The organism is Azospirillum tabaci (assembly GCF_014596085.1).
GTDB classification, from domain to species: domain Bacteria; phylum Pseudomonadota; class Alphaproteobacteria; order Azospirillales; family Azospirillaceae; genus Azospirillum; species Azospirillum tabaci.
The window spans coordinates 90551-103823 of record NZ_JACCJY010000021.1; the positions used below are offsets into that span (position 1 = coordinate 90551).

The 13273-nt window shown below is 68.2% G+C and carries 10 protein-coding genes; 6 read left to right on the forward strand and 4 right to left on the reverse strand.

From position 1 onward, the window contains the following. The first annotated feature begins 121 nt into the window (after window positions 1–121). Window positions 122–1273 (forward strand): DUF2325 domain-containing protein, encoded by a 1152-nt coding sequence (locus tag H0B54_RS30425; protein ID WP_343068978.1) that lies wholly within the window; start codon window positions 122–124, stop codon window positions 1271–1273. Window positions 1274–1315: 42 nt separating this feature from the next. Here H0B54_RS30425 and H0B54_RS19015 read toward each other — a convergent pair whose 3' ends face one another. Then, window positions 1316–3406, reverse strand: a complete 2091-nt coding sequence (locus H0B54_RS19015) for a methyl-accepting chemotaxis protein (protein WP_211109446.1) — start codon at window positions 3404–3406, stop codon at window positions 1316–1318. A gap of 259 nt (window positions 3407–3665) precedes the next feature. Between H0B54_RS19015 and H0B54_RS19020 the strand changes: the two genes are divergently transcribed. Then, window positions 3666–4751 (forward strand): hypothetical protein, encoded by a 1086-nt coding sequence (locus tag H0B54_RS19020; RefSeq protein WP_246472616.1) that lies wholly within the window; start codon window positions 3666–3668, stop codon window positions 4749–4751. A gap of 22 nt (window positions 4752–4773) precedes the next feature. On the opposite strand, the gene H0B54_RS19025 is transcribed toward H0B54_RS19020, so the two are convergent. Together H0B54_RS19025 and H0B54_RS19030 are read right to left on the reverse strand one after the other, a co-directional pair. Next, window positions 4774–5175, reverse strand: coding sequence for a DUF1398 family protein (locus H0B54_RS19025; RefSeq protein ID WP_188261636.1), 402 nt, complete (start codon window positions 5173–5175; stop codon window positions 4774–4776). A gap of 34 nt (window positions 5176–5209) precedes the next feature. Then, window positions 5210–5671, reverse strand: a complete 462-nt coding sequence (locus tag H0B54_RS19030) for a MarR family winged helix-turn-helix transcriptional regulator (RefSeq protein WP_188261637.1) — start codon at window positions 5669–5671, stop codon at window positions 5210–5212. A gap of 904 nt (window positions 5672–6575) precedes the next feature. Between H0B54_RS19030 and H0B54_RS19035 the strand changes: the two genes are divergently transcribed. The 4 genes from H0B54_RS19035 to H0B54_RS19050 are packed head-to-tail and all read left to right on the forward strand — an operon-like array spanning window position 6576 to window position 11687. After that, entirely contained in the window at window positions 6576–7352 is a 777-nt protein-coding gene (locus tag H0B54_RS19035) for a substrate-binding periplasmic protein (protein ID WP_094304496.1), read from the forward strand. A gap of 7 nt (window positions 7353–7359) precedes the next feature. Then, the gene (locus H0B54_RS19040; RefSeq protein WP_246472617.1) at window positions 7360–8181 is read left to right on the forward strand and encodes a substrate-binding periplasmic protein; all 822 of its coding nucleotides are present in this window, start codon (window positions 7360–7362) and stop codon (window positions 8179–8181) included. A 13-nt stretch (window positions 8182–8194) separates the two neighbouring features. Then, window positions 8195–11236 carry a hybrid sensor histidine kinase/response regulator gene (locus tag H0B54_RS19045; RefSeq protein ID WP_188261638.1) on the forward strand — a complete coding sequence of 1014 codons (3042 nt, stop codon included), beginning with the start codon at window positions 8195–8197 and terminating at the stop codon, window positions 11234–11236. 43 nt (window positions 11237–11279) lie between these two features. Continuing rightward, window positions 11280–11687, forward strand: coding sequence for a response regulator (locus H0B54_RS19050; protein ID WP_188261639.1), 408 nt, complete (start codon window positions 11280–11282; stop codon window positions 11685–11687). 40 nt (window positions 11688–11727) lie between these two features. Here the strand turns inward: H0B54_RS19050 and H0B54_RS19055 are convergent, their stop codons facing one another. Next, window positions 11728–12957 (reverse strand): sensor histidine kinase, encoded by a 1230-nt coding sequence (locus H0B54_RS19055; RefSeq protein WP_188261640.1) that lies wholly within the window; start codon window positions 12955–12957, stop codon window positions 11728–11730. Window positions 12958–13273: the final 316 nt, after the last annotated feature.

Below are 13273 nucleotides of genomic sequence, written 5' to 3' on the forward strand. Positions count from 1 at the left end.
ATCGCATTATTAGTGGGGCATGTTCCGCTCCACGGCCCCGCTTGGCTCCGGACGGAACCGGAGACTCAACAGCCGAAACCACTCGGGGGCGGAGACGATGTGTGAGCGTTGTCGGAAGACCGTGCCTTCCTGCGTTCTGGGACAGGCCAAGCGCCGGAAGCTGTGGACGATTCCCACGGAATACCATTGCTCGATCGTGGGCACCTGCCTGTCGTCGGAGGATGTGGCGTGGCTGTGCCGACGGCTGAAGCTGGTCCCCACGGCGGACGCCCGCCCCTACGACATTCACCGGTATTTCGTGGAGAAGGCCGCGGAGGACGGGCCGGAAGCCCGGCTGATGCACAAGCGGCTGGACGAGACCTTCGCCGCCGCGGTGAAGCGCTTCGCCCGCGAGACGACCGAAGAGGGCTGGATGGCGCTGTGGACCGCCGCGGTGGCCTCGGGCGACGTCGCCGCCGCCTACTGGGGCGTGCTGAGCCACGGCGCCATGCCCGACGCGGTTCGGGTGCGCGCCTTCGCCGACGTGCACATGCTCTCCCACATCATGGGCGGTGAGAACCGCCGCCAATTGCGTGAGAACCGTGATCTGGCCCGGCGCTGCGAGGAGCTGACCGCCCGGCTGGCGAAGCAGGAGCGTGCCGCCGCCGAACGCGTCGCCGAGAAGGACGCCCGCATCCGGGAGCTGGAAGCGCAGCTCGCCACCCAGCGGGCCGCCCCCGCGGCTCCGGAAACGCCCAACGTCCCGAAGGCCGCTTCGGGACGGGCGCCGGGCCAAGCGCGGCTGCTGCGCACCATGGACGCCCTGCACCGCCGCGTCGCCAGCGAGCGCATGCGCGCCCGCCACGCCGAGGCCGAGGTGGAGCGGCTGCGCCGCCTGCTCGACGCGCCGGCCACGCAACTCCGCCGCGCTGCCGCCGCCGATACGAACGCCCCGACCGACCTCGGCGGGCGGGCCATCCTCTATGTGGGCGGACGGACCAAGAGCCTGCCCCATCTGCGGGCGGCGGTGGAGACGCGCAACGGCTGCCTGCTGCACCACGACGGCGGGTTCGAGCAGACGACCCGCTGCCTGGAAGGGCTGGTGGAGCGCGCCGACGTCGTGGTCTGTCCCGTCGATTGCGTCAGTCACGACGCCTGCCTGCGGGTAAAGGGGCTATGCCGCCGCATGGGCAAGCCCTTCGTTCCCATGCGCAGCGCCGGAGCCACCAGCTTCGCCCGCATCCTGCACAGCTTCGGTCAGGACGGCGCCGGAGACGAGTCCGCCCACCACTGAGCACCGTCCGAACGCTGGGCACGGCCCGGACAATCGGTACGGTCAGGCGCTGCGGACGCCGGCGAGGAAGTCGCCGACCTCGCCGGTCAGCCGCTCCGCCTGCTGCGACAGCTCCTGAGCCGCGCTCAGCACATGGGTCGCCGCCGTCCCGGTGTCGTTGGCCGCCTGACGCACGCCGGCAATGTTGGAGGCGACCTCCTGCGTGCCGACGGCCGCCTGCTGGACGTTGCGCGTGATTTCCTGGGTGGCGGCGCCCTGCTCCTCCACCGCGGCGGCGATGGCCGTGGCGATCTCGTTCACTTCGCCGATCACGGCGGCGATGTCCTGGATCGCCGAGACGGCGTCGCGCGTGACGGCCTGCACCTGGGCGATCTGGGCCGCGATGTCGTCGGTTGCGTGCGCGGTCTGGCTCGCCAGCGTCTTCACCTCGTGCGCCACGACGGCGAATCCCTTGCCGGCATCGCCGGCGCGGGCGGCCTCGATGGTGGCGTTGAGCGCCAGCAGGTTGGTCTGGCTGGAGATCGCCTGGATCAGCCCGACCACCTCGCCGATGCGCTGCGCGCAGCCGGCCATCAGCCGCACCGTCTCGTCCGTCCGCCGGGCGTCTTCGACGGCCCGTGTCGCGATGGCCTGCGACTGGATGGCGCGGTTGCCGATCTCCCGAATGGACGCGGTGAGTTGTTCGGTCGCCGCCGCCACGGTCTGCACGTTCGTGGAGGCCTGTTCGGACGCGGTGGCCACGGCAAAGGACTGTTGGTCGGTCTGCTGAGCCGCCGTGGACATGGAACCGGCGGTCGCCTCCATCTCCGTCGCGGCGGACGACAGTGTGCCGACCAGCCCGCTCACCTTGGCTTCGAAGCCTCGGGTCAGCCGGTCCAGCGCGGCCGCTCGCCGCTCGCGCATCTCCTGTTCGCGCCGTTGCTCCGCCTCCAGCCGCTCGCGCGCGACCGCATGCTCCTGGAAGACCTCGACGGCCTGCGCCATGGCTCCGATCTCGTCGCGCCGCCCAGTGCCGGGAATGGCCACCCCCAGGTCGCCGTCGGCCAGTTGCCGCATGACCCCGGTCATCGCCGTCAGCGGGCGGACGATCCGCCGGATCACCAGCAGCGATCCCCCCACACCCAGAAGCAGGCTGAGCGTCAAGACGGAGAGACTGACGAGCAGGTCGATCCGCGCCTCCTCCGCGGACTCCGCGACTGCCGTGTCGATGGCGGCGCCCGCCGTGCCGGCCATCATGAGGATGGAATCGATGCCCACGGTCGCCCGGCTCATCCATTCGTCGGTGGTCAACGGATACCGGCCATCCGCGCCACCCTTCAGCATCGCCTGCCGGGTCTCGGCGAAAGCGTGGAAGTAAGCGGCCTCGACCCCATCGATGGCCCGCGCCAGATCGGGCGTGATGTCCGGCCGGGTGCGCAGCGCGCGGATGCCGTCCCACGCCTGTTCCAGCCGTCCGCGGGATTTCGCCAGGGCTTCGGCCTGTGCGGAAGCGACCGGCCGACGGCTGGCGACGAGCGCGCTGAACAGCCCACGCTCCCGCCCGGCGTGTTCGGCCATGTCCGCCGCGTAGCCGCGCAATTGGACAAGTTGCAGCGTCGCCGTCTTCGGCGGCGGAGCGACCGCTTCCAGAAGCAGACGCAAGGCGCCGATCCGTTCGATGTGAGCGGTGATGGTGCCGCTGAAGCCCGACACCACGTCCGGCGACCGTGCGTCGGCGTCGCGGGCCAACGCTTCGTCCACCCCGCGCCGGTAGCCCCGGAAGGCGGTCAACGAGGCCTCCACCTCGCCGAGGCGCGGACCATGCGGAGCCGTTTCAGGCACGGCGCGCAGATCCTCCAGCGCGCTGCGCAGCGCGGCGTCGGCTGCGTCCCGGCGCTGTTGCAGGCGGGCGCGCCGGTCGGCGGGGAGAGAGGCCGAGCCGTTCAGCGCGCCGTTGGTGACGCCCCGTTCGAGGGCGTACTCACCGGCGGCGACGACCAATCCGTTGGCCACTTGATTGACGTTCCGGTAGGCCGAAGCCGCCTCGACGCCGCGAAGGGCTGTGAACGCCGCGTCGCCCGCCATGAAAATCCCAAGAAGAGCGAGCCCACCGACAATCGCCGGCAGCACAACCTTGATCGATAAGAATCGCATGAAACATTCCCTGAGGACCGGCAGCATTCATCAACTCAAATGCAGATTTTGACGCCGCTCCTTGACTTCGATCAAAGGCTATTCAATCGATAAGGCTGCGGGGGGTGTGATGTTGAACGCAATAATTGGATAGGAAGATGGCGATGGTGCCTTTAGAAAATTAGCCGTCGGCCTTAGCAAAGTGACAAGCGGACACATTGCTGCAAAGTTGCAGGGTGCCGCTCGACCCTGTGCTAGAGTGCCGCCGGAAGGAGCCGTCATGCCGTCTGAACACCCGTCGCCCGAATCCTCTCAGCCCAGCCAGGATGCCCCCGAACCCCTCTTGAAGCTGGGTGACTCGCCCCGCCCGGCCGCCATGCCCGACAGCCTCGCCGCCGAGGTCGCGGGCTGGCGCTTCGTCCTGCGCAGCCCGGTGGCCTCCAGCTTCTATTCCAAGCCGGGAACGCCGTGGCAGGCACCGCCGGAAGGTTGCCTGCGGGCCAGCGACCATTGGAACCTGGATGGCGCCTTCCCCACCGACCAACCCGTCGAGAATGGCGCGCAATGGGCGGTCGCCCGGTTCGAGAGCGGCGTGTGGCGTGTGGAAAGCTGCGTTCCGGCCGCCCCCCGCCCGGCGGTGCGCGACCTGCTGCGCCTGCGGGTGGAACGGCTGACCGCCGCCCGCCGCTGGACACACGGTGACCTGGAGCTTCTGCACAGCTTGCTGGATGGCGGAACGCTGGCGGAATCCGTTTTGCTGGCCGGCGACGAAGGGCGGGCGCGCTCGCTGCGGTCGCTGAAGGCGCTGGGTCTTGCCGGAACGGCCTCCGCTGTCGACCCGGAGCTTCCCGACGAAGCGAAGGCCCTGCTCGCGGACGGGGCGGGGAGCGTCGTCTGGCTCGACGCCGACGCGCGCGAGATCGCGGACGGCATTCTGTCCTGGCACGCCAAGAAACAGGCGCGCGCCGCCGCGCGGCTGAGCCGGGGCGCCGAGGCGAAGCAGCGCGGCGATGACATCAAGGACGCGCTGACCAAGGCGGTGCAGCGGGCCTTCCCTCGCATCCCCAAGGAGGCCGCCGCCGCCGCCGCGGCCCGGCTGGCGCCCGGCGTGAAGAAACTGGGCCGTATGCCGGCGCTGCAGCCCATCGTGGACGCGGTGGCGGAGGTGCGGCTGGAACGTTGGCGGCAGGCCGTGGCGTCGGAGCCGGAAGTGGCGAAGCGGCTGGCCGCCATGGAGGCGCGCGGCGACGCGAACCGCGCGCTCAAGCGCTACCGCGACCAGCGGGCCGTCGAGCGCGCGGAGGCCGAATTGAAGGAATGGCGCGGCGACCTCGGCCCCGTGCTGTCCCGCCGCCTGGGCTGGTGACGGCGGGAACGGCAATGCGTCGTCAGCGGGCGCCGGGAAACCACTCGGTGTGGCTGTCGCCGCTGCGGCCATAGTAGACGACCCGCCGGCCCACGATGCTGACCGCCCAACCGGCGCAGCCGGCCCGCCGCACCCGCTCGCGGAAGCCACCGTAGCGGATCGTTCCGGCCTGGATGGCGCGGACGGCGGATTCCACGCCTTCCGCCAGGAAGTCCATGGCCGGCGGCTGGAGGGACGATTGGGTTTTCACCCGCTCCGTCATCCCGTCCGGGAAATAGTAGGTCGTCTCCGCCCGCACGAGATCGGTGTGGTAGCGCTCCACCCCCGCCGCGGCCAGCGCCGCGACGACCTCGGGAAAGGTGGTGCGCTCCTCGTCCGAAGCCCGGCTGCACTCCCGCAGGATGGCTGTGATTCGGGCGTCCATGAACGTTTCTCCGTTCTGCGTGTCAGCGTCGCGGTCAATCGATCGGAATGGAGCGCAGCCCCATCCGGCGGACGATGCCCTTCAATGTGTCCTCGATCCGCGCCCGCTCGACGGGGGCCAGGTGCCCGAAGAAGTCGAGATCGTTGCGGTCGGCCAAGGCGGACAGATCCGGCACCAGCGCCCGGCCTTCCGAGGTGAGCGCCAGAGTCTGGTAACGCCGGTCTTGCGGATCGACGGACTGGGTGAGCAGACCCTTGGCGGCGAGGCGGTCGGCCAGTTTGGAGATCGCTCCCCGCGTCATGCCCAGCCGGTCGGCCAGCAGGCTGGGCGCCACGCCGTCGCGGTCATAAACATCGCGCAGCACGACCCACTCGGCGACGGTCACCCCCCGCCCCGCCAGCTTCGCGGCGAAGGCATGGGACACATGATTCGACACGAAGCGCAGCCAATAGCCGAGATGCGCGTCGAGCGGGCTGATCTTCGATTCGGCCAACATGCCTCCTTGAGTTTCCTAGGAAACTACATCGAGACAGTTTCCTTTTCAACCATTCGGATTCGCTGTCGGGCATTGCAATGAAGCGATCCGGCGCCGAGACTTTTCCAGGGAAGTGACGGTACGTCTCAAAATTGACACAGGCAACCGACAGATAATCGACGGCTTTCCTGGTAATTTCCGCCCTCCTGACGCTCCCGAAATTAAATCGATCAGGGTCAAACTGTTCACAAAAGGCCCGTGAGTCGATGCATGCCTCTGCCGCATATCACCAACGCGGCAAACGATAAGAGTATGACTACTTAAATCACTCCCCTGCGACCAGTTAATTTGGAATCCATAGTTGCAGGCATCGCGGTGGTCGCGTCCGAGGTGAAGGCACTGGCGACCCAGGCGGCCAAGGCGACGGAGCAGATCACCTCGCAGATCGCCCAGGTGCAGGGGGCCACCGGATCCCGCCGCCCGCGCCATCAGCTCGATCGGCGGCACGATCCGCAAGCTGAACGGCATCTCCGCCGCCATCGCGTCCGCCACGGAGGAGCAGAGCACCGTCGTCCGCGACATCTCGGCCCAGATGCAGGTCACCGCCGACGCCATCACGACCATCAGCGACAACATGGCCGGCATCGCCCGCGCCACCGACGACGCCGGGGTGGACATAACCGGAAGTTGAGCCGGCCGAGGAAAACGATGCACCCGGCATCACCGCTGTATTGTGTTCCAGGAGTTTAACAACTTTTAGGTTTAATGATCGGCTTGACCTGTCCGTCTTCGATGGTATTGTGCCGTCGAAGCCGGAAAATGGTCCGGCAGAAGCGCAAAAATTCAATTGATATGCGGCCTGTTCACGGCGCCGAAACGCTGAACGGGCACCGCGTTCCGCCTTTCCGCTTTGCCGAGGCAGCCCATGCACCGTCTGATGCCGTTCCGCACCGTCGCGACCTTGTGGCTTGCCATTTTGCTCTGTGTTCCGGCGGCGCTCTCCGCCCACGCGGACGAGGTCTATCGGGTGCTGACCTGGAAGATGGCGCCCTACGCCATGGTGGACGACCAGGGCAAGCTGACCGGCTTCGAAGTGGAGATCGCCCGCGCGCTCTGCGACACCATGGGCATCCGCTGCGAGATCACCGCCCTGCAGTTCCCGGAGGTGCTGGACCTGCTCGACCGCAACGCCGCCGACTTCGCGGTCGCCAGCATTCTGAAGACTCCGGAGCGGATGAAGAAATACCTTTTCACCGACCGTCACAAGCGGTCCAGCTCCAGCTACATCGGGCGGGCCGGCGAATGGGCCCCGGGCGTGGCGCCGGATCTGTCGGGGAAGCGCATCTCCGTCACCCGCGGGTCGAAGCAGTACGACTATCTGACCGCGAAGAACATCGGCGGCACGGTCGTGATCTACGACGATCAGGCGGAGGCGCTGCGCGCCGTTCTCGACGGCCAGGTCGACTTGGCGCTGGCCCCGACCGCCGTCACCGTCCATCTGCTGACCAGCGCGGAGGGGGAGGCACTGGAGGTCGTGGGCGACCCGCTGACCGAAAGCGGGCTGGGTGGCGAATCCGCCATCGCCCTGCCGTTGGGACGCGAGGAACTGCGCGACCGCGTCAACATGGCCCTGCGCGCGATCCTCGCGGATGGGCGGTACGACGCCATCAGTTCCCGCTTCCTGCCCTTCCGGATGTACTGAGGCCGCGATGGGTTTCCACATGCGCTTCGCCACCGCACACGCCCTGTTGGCCGTCATGGCCCTGCTGACCGGCCTTGCGCTGCCGCAGCCGGTCCGGGCGGACGCGCCGCCCCCGACCGACCGACCGTTCCTGCGCATCGTGGTCATCGACCATTCCCCGCCCTTCAGCGACCGCGACGCCGACGGCCTGCTGGTTGGCTTCAACATCGATTTCGGGCGTGAGCTGTGCCGCTCGTTGGGTGCGGTGTGCAGCTTCGACGCGGCGCCATTCAAGCAGATCATCGACGATGTCGCCGCGGGCCGCTACGACATCGGCTTCGGCAACGTGCTGCGCACGCCGGACCGGGAGCAGCGGCTTCTGTTCTCGATTCCCTATTGGCGGTCCAGCACCAGTCTGGTCGGGCACCGGGGCATGCCGGAACTGAGCCTGGAGGAGGCGATCCGCAGCCGGCGCATCGCCGCCATCCGTGGCTCGCGTCAGCACGCGCTCTTGGTCCGTCTGGCCGACGCCGATCCGTCGCTGCAGGCCAATCTGGTGCCCGTTTCCACGCTCGACGACCTGTGGAACGCCATACGCAACGGCAAGAGCGAGATGGCCATCGGCCCGACTCTGAATGTGGTGCATTTCCTCCTGTCCGACGCCGGCGAGGGTTTCGAGACCATCGGCACCCCGATGTCCGAGGACGGGCTGGGCGGAACCGTGCACATCATCTTTCCGCCCGGCCAGCACGCGTTGAAGGCATCGGTGGACCGGGCCCTGACGGCCTTGCGCAACGACGGCACCTACCAGCGGATCAACCGCAATTATTTCCCCTTCGACATTTACTGATCCGGAACTGGCCATGGCCTCCGCCCGCGACCGCAGGCATCCCCGCGTACGGCTGCAGCCGGCGATTCTCACCGGTGGCGCGGTCCTGCTGGCGCTGATCGGTCTGCTCTTCCTCGGGATCGTCGCGGAACAGGGCAAGATGGAACGGCTGGCCGCCGACAGCCAGGACCGCATGGTGCCGCTGATCCTGGAACGCCAGCGCGCCGTCGTAAATTTGGAGCGGCTGAAGCAGTCGGGGGCGATCGTCCTTTCCGCCGACGACCCGCGCCGCCGTCGCGAGGCCCTGTTGGCCGCTCAGGCGCTGGCCTTCCACCCGACCTTCCAGTTCGATCCCTCCCTGAAGCGGCAGGTGACGGACGCCTATTCGGTCATCCGGCAGGTCTCCTCGGCAAAGGCGCGACGGTCGGAGAACGTCCCCGCCGGCGACACCGCCCCGTCCGCCGAGGAGGAACGCCTCGCCGAGACATGGGCGCAGACCCTGGTGGAGTTGAACACGGTCGGTGACCGGCTGCTCGTCGACGTGACCGAACTGACGGCCGGACGCCTGGGCCAGATCCAGGAGCGCACCCGTCTGGTGTCGCAGGTCATCCAGTTCGCCTTCGTCGCGGTTCTGGCGATCTTCATCGCCGCCGGGCTGCTGATCCGCCGCCATGTGGTGCGGCCGCTGCTGTCCGCCGCCGACGGCCTGCGTCGCATCGGCGAGGGCGAGCGCGACATCCGGCTTCCCGGCGCCCGCACGCAGGAGCTGGACAGCATCCTGAACGCCGTCGTCCGGCTGGGCACCCAGGCCGAGGAGCTGCGCCTGACCCGCGACCGGGCGGAGGCGGCGTCCCAGGCGAAGGCCAGTTTCCTCGCCAACATGAGCCACGAGATCCGCACCCCGATGAACGCGGTGATCGGCCTGTCGCATCTGGCTCTGAAGACCGACCTGACGCCGCGCCAGCGCGACTACGTCCTCAAGATCAGCCAGTCCGGCCAGCATCTGCTTGGCATCATCAACGACATCCTGGACTTCTCCAAGATCGAGGCCGGGAAGCTGAGCGTCGAGCGCACCGGCTTCCACCTCGACAAGGTGCTGGGCACGCTGGCCGATCTCATCGCGGAAAAGGCCGCGGCCAAGGGGCTGGAGCTGATCTTCGACGTCGCCCAGACCGTCCCCAGCGACCTGATCGGCGATCCGCTGCGCATCGGGCAGATCCTGGTCAACTATGCCAACAACGCGGTCAAGTTCACCGAGCGCGGCGAGATCGCTATCATCGTCCGGCTGGAGGAGGAGGCCGGGAGCGAGTTGCTCGTCCGCTTCGAGGTGCGCGACACCGGAATTGGTCTGAGCGACGAACAGAAACATCAGCTTTTCCAGAGCTTCCAGCAGGCCGACGCCTCGACCACCCGCAAGTATGGCGGAACCGGCCTGGGCTTGGCGATCTCCAAGCGGCTGGCGGAACTGATGGGCGGGTCGGTCGGGGTGGACAGCGCGCCGGGCCGCGGCTCCTGCTTCTGGTTCACCGCCCGGCTGGGCCGCGACAAGCCGCGCCGCGTGCTGCTGCCGCGGCCCGACCTGCGCGGCCTGCGCTGTCTGGTGGTTGACGACAACGAGAACGCCCGCGTCGTGCTGACCGACATGCTCTCGGCCATGTCCTTCACCGCCGAAGCCGTGGACTCCGGCCCCGCCGCCATCCAGGCGGCCCGGTTCGCGGCGCGCGAGGGCCGGCCCTTCCGTGTCGTTCTTCTGGATTGGCAGATGCCGGGCATGGACGGCTTGGAGACCTCTGCCGGTCTCGCCGCGCTGGAGCTGGACCAAGCCCCCCACCACATCATGGTCACCTCCTATGGCCGGGAAGAGGTGCTGAAAGGCGCCGAGAACACGGCCATCGAAGAGGTGCTGTTCAAGCCGGTCAACCCGTCGGCGCTGTTCGACGGCATCATGCGGGTCCTGGGCGCCGACGAACAGGCCGCGGACGCTCTTCCGGTGCCGGCCGCCGCGTCCACCGCCGACCTGTCGGGCCTGCGCGGCGCCCGCATCCTGCTGGCCGAGGACAACGACCTGAACCAGCAGGTGGCCTGCGAACTGCTGGGCGATGCCGGGCTGGCGGTGGAGGTCGCGGAGAACGGCGCCATCGCCGTGGACATGGTGCAGGCGGCCCACTACGACCTCGTGCTGATGGACATGCAGATGCCGGTCATGGACGGCGTCGCCGCGACCCTGGAAATCCGCCGGCTGGGCTTCGCCGATTTGCCCATCGTCGCGATGACCGCAAACGCCATGCAGGCCGACCGCGAGCGTTGCCTGGACGCCGGCATGAACGATTATCTGGCCAAGCCCATCGACCCGGATGCGCTGTGGACCACCCTGCTGACCTGGATCGTGCCCCGCCCGGGGCTCGGCGCCGACGCCCCCGCTCCCCTCCCCACGCCCGTTGCGGACGACGAGGGCGACCTGCCGGCCGGTGTTCCCGGGTTGGACACCGTCACCGGCCTGTCGCGGGTGCTGGGCAAGAAACGTCTCTACCTCGACCTGCTGCGCAAGTTCGCCGCCGGTCAGCGCGAGGTGGTGACCGCCATCCGCGGCGCGCTGGACGCCGGTGACCTCGCCGCGGCGGAGCGTCACGCCCACACGCTGAAGGGAACCGCCGGCAACATCGGCGCCCACCCCGTCCAGGATGCCGCCACCGATCTGGAGACGGTCATCCGCGACGCCCGGCCACGCCCGGAGATCGACGAGCGGTTGGCCGCGTTGGAGCCGCCGCTGGGCGCCCTTCTTGCCCATCTGGAAGCGGCGTTGGCTCCAACAGGCGACACCGCGCCGTCCACCGCCCAGCCCGCCGCGGTGGATGCGGTCGAACTCCACGCTTTGTGCGATCGGCTCCGCCAGCTTCTGCTCGACAGCGACCCCGACGCGGAGGAAGCGCTGGCCGCGAACGCCGACCTTCTGCGCGCCGCCTTCCCGAACCGGTTCGAGACCATCGCCGGCCAGATCCGCAATTTCGACTTCGACGAGGCCGCCGCCGCCCTGGACGCGGCCCTGACCGACCGCGGCATAACCGCCCAAGCCTGAACCGACGCCGGCCTCGCCGGCTCCCCCATATCGGAAGTTTCCCATGGACATCGCATCGCCCGCATCGCTTCCCGCGGCGCCGAAGCCCACGATCCTCATCGTCGACGACACGCCGGACAACCTCAAGCTGCTGAGCGGCTTGCTGAAGGAGAGCTACAAGGTCAAGGTGGCCAACAACGGGCGCAAGGCGCTGGAAATCGCCGCGGCGGTTCCGGCGCCCGACCTGATCCTGTTGGACGTGGTGATGCCGGAGATGGATGGCTACGAGGTCTGCGCCGCCCTGAAGGAAGCGCCGGGAACCCGGAGCATCCCGGTGATCTTCCTGACGGGCCGGGCCGACGAGGCCGACCGGGAGCGCGGATTCGCCCTGGGGGCGGTGGATTACATCGCCAAGCCGGTCGATCCTCCGGCGGTGCTGCGGCGGGTGGCCGCGCTTATCCCGGTGCCCTGACCGCGGTCATCCGCGCGAGCCGCGCCCTGGCGAGTTGGCCTCAGGCGGACGCTTCGGCCAGGGCGGACACGCGCCGCGGCATGCGGATGACGAAGCTGGCGCCGCCGCCGGACAGGCTTTCCACGTCGATCGTCCCCTGAAGGACCTGATGAACGAGGTTGAAGGCGATGTAGAGCCCCAGCCCCGGAAATTCGATGCCCCGGCGGGTGGTGAAGAAGGGATCGAACAGCTTGGGCAGATGCTCCGGATCGATCCCCCTGCCATCGTCGGACAGGCGCAGTTCCACCCAATCCTCGTCCCGCGGCATGACCGACAGGGTCACGCGCCCGCTCTGCCCCGGCCGGAAGGCGTGGGCCACGGCGTTGCGGATCAGAATGGACAGCACCTCCGACAGCGGGCCGGGATGGCTGTCGATGGTCAGGCCGGCGGGGCAGGACACCATGAGGCTATGCCCGGCCTCGCGCAGATGCGGGTCCAGCCCGAACAGCGCGTCGGAAAGATAGTCCTTGAGATCGAACACCCGCCGCTCCGATCCGGCACGGTCCACCACGACCTGCTTGAAGCTCTGGATCAGGTTGGCGGTGCGCACGATGTTGGTGGTCACCAGCAACGTCCCTTCCCGCGCGTTCTCCAGGAAGCGGGCAAGGTCGGACTTGCGGATCGCCCCGCTCTGGAACTGCGAGGCCAGCGATTCGACCAGACCGGAGAGATGGGACACCGCGGTCAGCGCCACGCCGATCGGCGTGTTGATCTCGTGCGCGACGCCGGACACCAGCAGGCCCAGCGCCGCCATCTTCTCCGTCTGGATCAGGTGCTGCTGCGTCTCCTCCAGCCGGCTGTGGGCGGCGCGCACCTCCTCGACGGTGGCCCGCAGCGAGTCGGCGGTGGCCTTCAGAGACAGGTGGTTCTTCACCCGCGCCAGGACGATGGGGGGGCTGATCGGTTTGCTGATGTAGTCGACGGCACCCAGGTCCAGCCCGAACTTCTCGTCCTCCACCGAGGTGCGGGCGGTGAGGAAAATCACCGGAACGTCGCGGGTTCGCGGATCGGCCTTCAGGCGGCGGCACACCTCATATCCGTCCATGCTCGGCATCATGACGTCGAGCAGGATCAGATCCGGCGGCTGGTCGGAAAAGGCGATGCGCAGCGCCGCATCGCCGTTGTTCACGGTTTTGACCGCGTAAATGGATTTCAGGTGGCTGCTCAGCAGCGACAGGTTGTCGGCGGTGTCATCCACGATGAGAATCGTCGCCTTCGTCGGTGCTCCCATGTCCGCCCCTTCCTCTTGCGGCGGAAGAGGACGATCCGGCACTTCCCCGGTTGGCGGCGCCGGCCACAACCAGCGCATCACCAGCCTGCAGAAACACCCTCGCCCGCCCAAAGGGACCTTACAACGCGATTTTTTATCGTCAAAGACAATTTATCGGTGCCCAGCGCCAGAACAACTCTCTTTGCGACTCATTTCCTGCCGGAAGGACAACTGCATTTTACGCATCGACGGAAATTACCAGACGCCATATCGCGCCGGGGAACCGGCCGGCGTCCAAGGGCGTTTCCGTGTCCGCGAGCGGCGGCTGGGGCGCGAA

What these genes read in the sequence shown, in the direction of transcription:
- H0B54_RS19015 (WP_211109446.1), bottom strand. Translation starts at nt 3,406, where the DNA reads ATGCGATTCTTATCGATCAAGGTTGTGCTGCCGGCGATTGTCGGTGGG.
- H0B54_RS19020 (WP_246472616.1), top strand. Translation starts at nt 3,666, where the DNA reads ATGCCGTCTGAACACCCGTCGCCCGAATCCTCTCAGCCCAGCCAGGAT.
- H0B54_RS19025 (WP_188261636.1), bottom strand. Translation starts at nt 5,175, where the DNA reads ATGGACGCCCGAATCACAGCCATCCTGCGGGAGTGCAGCCGGGCTTCG.
- H0B54_RS19030 (WP_188261637.1), bottom strand. Translation starts at nt 5,671, where the DNA reads ATGTTGGCCGAATCGAAGATCAGCCCGCTCGACGCGCATCTCGGCTAT.
- H0B54_RS19035 (WP_094304496.1), top strand. Translation starts at nt 6,576, where the DNA reads ATGCACCGTCTGATGCCGTTCCGCACCGTCGCGACCTTGTGGCTTGCC.
- H0B54_RS19040 (WP_246472617.1), top strand. Translation starts at nt 7,360, where the DNA reads ATGGGTTTCCACATGCGCTTCGCCACCGCACACGCCCTGTTGGCCGTC.
- H0B54_RS19045 (WP_188261638.1), top strand. Translation starts at nt 8,195, where the DNA reads ATGGCCTCCGCCCGCGACCGCAGGCATCCCCGCGTACGGCTGCAGCCG.
- H0B54_RS19050 (WP_188261639.1), top strand. Translation starts at nt 11,280, where the DNA reads ATGGACATCGCATCGCCCGCATCGCTTCCCGCGGCGCCGAAGCCCACG.
- H0B54_RS19055 (WP_188261640.1), bottom strand. Translation starts at nt 12,957, where the DNA reads ATGGGAGCACCGACGAAGGCGACGATTCTCATCGTGGATGACACCGCC.